Origin of the sequence: Microcoleus sp. Z1_B2 (assembly GCF_036700325.1) — a bacterium.
GTDB lineage: Bacteria > Cyanobacteriota > Cyanobacteriia > Cyanobacteriales > Microcoleaceae > Microcoleus.
Genome location: NZ_JAUBOQ010000064.1, coordinates 29,787 through 33,006 on the forward strand (window position 1 = coordinate 29,787; position 3,220 = coordinate 33,006).

Consider the following 3,220-nt stretch of genomic DNA (forward strand, 5'->3'; position numbering starts at 1 on the left):
GACTATGATGCAAGATGTGAGATGAATGCTATTTACTTACCGCCGTAATAAAAAGCGATTTCTTTCTCTTTCAGCGGTGCAAAGTTTGCCGCAACCAGCATTTTATCGAGTTCCTCTTGTCCGATGTGTTTGACACCGATTCGGACAATGCGCGATCGCATGGTATTTGACACGCCGCTGCGCTGTCTGCCGGCTTCTAATCCCATCACTTGCTGGTAGAGGTCTAATTTTGCTTGCGGAATCGGAGTACCGTCAAAGTCGATTCCAGAGGCGATCGCAACATCGATCGCATCTGCACCAGTTGTAGATTGAGCCGCTGAGTTTGTTTCTGAAGACATTGTGCTGTGTTATCAAAGTTTGCTGTGCCAGCATTTTATCAGAGAAGCTGCTACATAAATTATTCAATCTAAAATCTGGCGTTGCTGATTCACGGTATGAATAAAGTTTTATGGGAAGTTACATAACTCACGATAGTTGGCTTATAGTAATTCCGAAATTTTCCATTCATAAGCTGTTGCGCGTTTAAATTGCATATTCGGGACGGACTCGCGTGCCCATCCCACAATAATTTGAGTGATTTTTGACACACAATTTAAATGGAGAACAGCTTACCTGTATTCAGCAACGCCTAAAATCTAAAATCTAAAATCTAAAATCTAAAATCGATTGACTTCCCTCAACTCGACATTTCCTCCACTGACAATCACGCCAATCCGAGCATTTTTAGCCTGCACAACACCTGACAACAAACCCGCCGCTGCTAACACTCCCGTCGGTTCCACAACTATCTTCATGCGTTCCCACATAAAAAACATTGTGCTACGAATTGCCTCTTCTGAAACTGTTGCCATATCGTCCACATAATGCAGCACCAAAGGAAAGGTTAATTTCCCCAAAGATGGCGTGCGCGCACCATCAGCAATCGTATCCGGGTTAGTAACAGTTTGTAGCGTTTTCGTGCGGAACGATCGCGCCGCATCGTCTGCTTGCTCCGGTTCCACTCCTATTACTTTACACTGCGGAGACAAAGTTTTTGTCGCGATCGCACATCCCGACAGCAAACCCCCGCCCCCACAGCAAACCAGCAGCAAATCCAACTCCCCAACTTCTGCGATTAATTCCAGCGCCGCCGTACCTTGTCCCGCAATCACCCACGCATGATCATAAGGAGGAATAATTGTCAAGTGTCGTTCTGCGGCAATTTTAGCGGTTAACTCTTCGCGGGAAACTTGAGTGCGATCGTACAAAATAATCTCTGCACCGTAGCCGCGAGTCGCCTCTTGCTTGACTTTTGGCGCATCTGTCGGCATGACAACAGTAGCAGGAATCTGTAACAACTGGGCCGCAAGGGCGATCGCCTGCGCGTGATTTCCCGAAGAAAAAGTCAGCACTCCCCGCTGTTTTTCAGATTCAGATAGCTGCATCAAAGCATTGCAAGCACCCCGAAATTTAAACGAACCCGTGCGCTGAAAGTTTTCGCACTTGAAAAATACCTGAGAATTTGTGCGTTTGTTGAAAGTTTCCGAAGTCAGCACCGGCGTCTTGAAAGCCTTGCCCTGCAAGCGATTTGCCGCCGCCTTCACATCCGCGAAACAGACTGACAAGGGATTTTGGGCACTCATAGATTTTAGATTAGGGCGATCGAGGACTCTATTTGTAGGGTGGGCATTGCCCGCTTCACTCTTACCATTAAACTATAAATTTTTATCATCAGCTTATGAATAATTATCATTAGCTGTGGCGCTTAATGGTTAAAAAAGCTGTGGACTCAAATCAAAGTTATGACAATTTACTATCAACAATTAAAGGGACGTTTGTACTTGCACAGGAGAGGGGTTAATCAATTAGGAGTGACGCATGGGGCCCAGAAACCTGGTTTTTTTACGAAAATACTTCGTTCGCACTCGAAGATGAGGTAAAAAACCCGGTTTCTTTGTCGAAGTGCGTCCATGTGAATACAAATTTAACCACCGCCGGATTAATTGTAGAGAAACGGCACGGCGGAGTGTCCTGATTTTCGGTAATATCAAATCCATTGGCATCGGAATTATTCATCTCTCTCTCCCCTTTCTCTGTATCCTCTGTGTCCTCTGCGGTTTAATCAACCGGAATGGATATAACGGGTAAAATAAACCGGATTGGATGGTGAAATTGCCCTCGCGAGTGCGATCGACTCCAACCATCGACAACAACGGAAAAAAGAACACGGCAATGCCATTTCCCTACCAAAAAAAGAGCAGCTAAATTGTTTAACAATTACCAAAAAAAAGGACACAGCATGGCTGTGTCCTTACCCGTATCTTGTAGGGACACAGCATGGCTGTGTCCCTAACCGTACCGATATCCCGATTAGGATTCTTGCCGTTTAGAACAAGAACAATTCAGTATTACCGGAAATTCCTAAATCGACATTATTGACAGTTGCAAACAAACTGTTACCGCCAACCGTAGAACCGTTGCTATCGTAATACAGTTTAGTAGACAAACCGTCGTAGATAGCCATGATGGACGGGCCGGTTAAAGTTGCTTCGAGCGCAGTTACAGAAACTGTGCTGCTGTAAGCGTAGAAACTCGAAGCCAAAGTCCCTCCGGTTGTAAACGCTGCAAAACCAGTTTTGTCGAGATTAATTACATCATCAGCAATGCTGTAATTGGTAATTACATCCCCGCCGTCAGCAGTAGTTCCGGTGAACACAAACACATCCGCACCAGCACCGCCGTTGAGAACATTGGTTCCCACACCACCGATTAAAGTGTCATTCCCCTCGCCGCCGAAGAGACTGTCGCTACCCGCGCCGCCGAAAATGCTGTCGTTACCTGCATCGCCGGAGATACTGTCGTTACCTGCACCGCCGTCGAAAATATCAGCACTCGATCCGCCGTTCAAGATGTCAGCAAACTCAGTGCCGGTGACGTTATTAGCTGTCGCACTTCCTGTAAATAAGACAGGAGTGGTGAAGTTGTAACCGCCAACACCAGAACCGAAGTTGTTAACTCCGCTTGTCGGGAAAGTACCGGGATTAGTGATTAAATCCACAACGCTACCTGAGTTGGTAGTAGTACCATTGGCAGAAGGTGCGATCGTACCTGTAAATACAAAGTCCGCCGTTCCCAGATTGCTAGCAGTACCCAGATTCGCAATGAAGGTAGAACCACCGGCTACGGTACCGTTCGAGTCAAAATACAACTCTGTTTCGTTCGACGCATTAGTAAAGGCGAA

The 3,220-nt window shown here is 46.3% G+C and carries 4 protein-coding genes; all 4 read right to left on the bottom strand.

Annotated features, from left to right (window positions below):
- Positions 1-32 precede the first annotated feature (32 nt).
- Positions 33-338, bottom strand: coding sequence for a small RNA NsiR4-regulated ssr1528 family protein (locus QT984_RS26805; protein WP_190735614.1), 306 nt, complete (start codon positions 336-338; stop codon positions 33-35).
- Between the two features lie 318 nt (positions 339-656).
- Complete coding sequence (locus QT984_RS26810; RefSeq protein ID WP_333375304.1) at positions 657-1,622, bottom strand: threo-3-hydroxy-L-aspartate ammonia-lyase; 966 nt, start codon at positions 1,620-1,622, stop codon at positions 657-659.
- Between the two features lie 259 nt (positions 1,623-1,881).
- Positions 1,882-2,055 carry a hypothetical protein gene (locus QT984_RS26815; protein ID WP_333058015.1) on the bottom strand — a complete coding sequence of 58 codons (174 nt, stop codon included), beginning with the start codon at positions 2,053-2,055 and terminating at the stop codon, positions 1,882-1,884.
- 310 nt (positions 2,056-2,365) lie between these two features.
- Positions 2,366-3,220, bottom strand: an 855-nt coding sequence (locus QT984_RS26820; protein WP_333375307.1) for a calcium-binding protein, incomplete at its 5' end; no start/stop codon positions are given.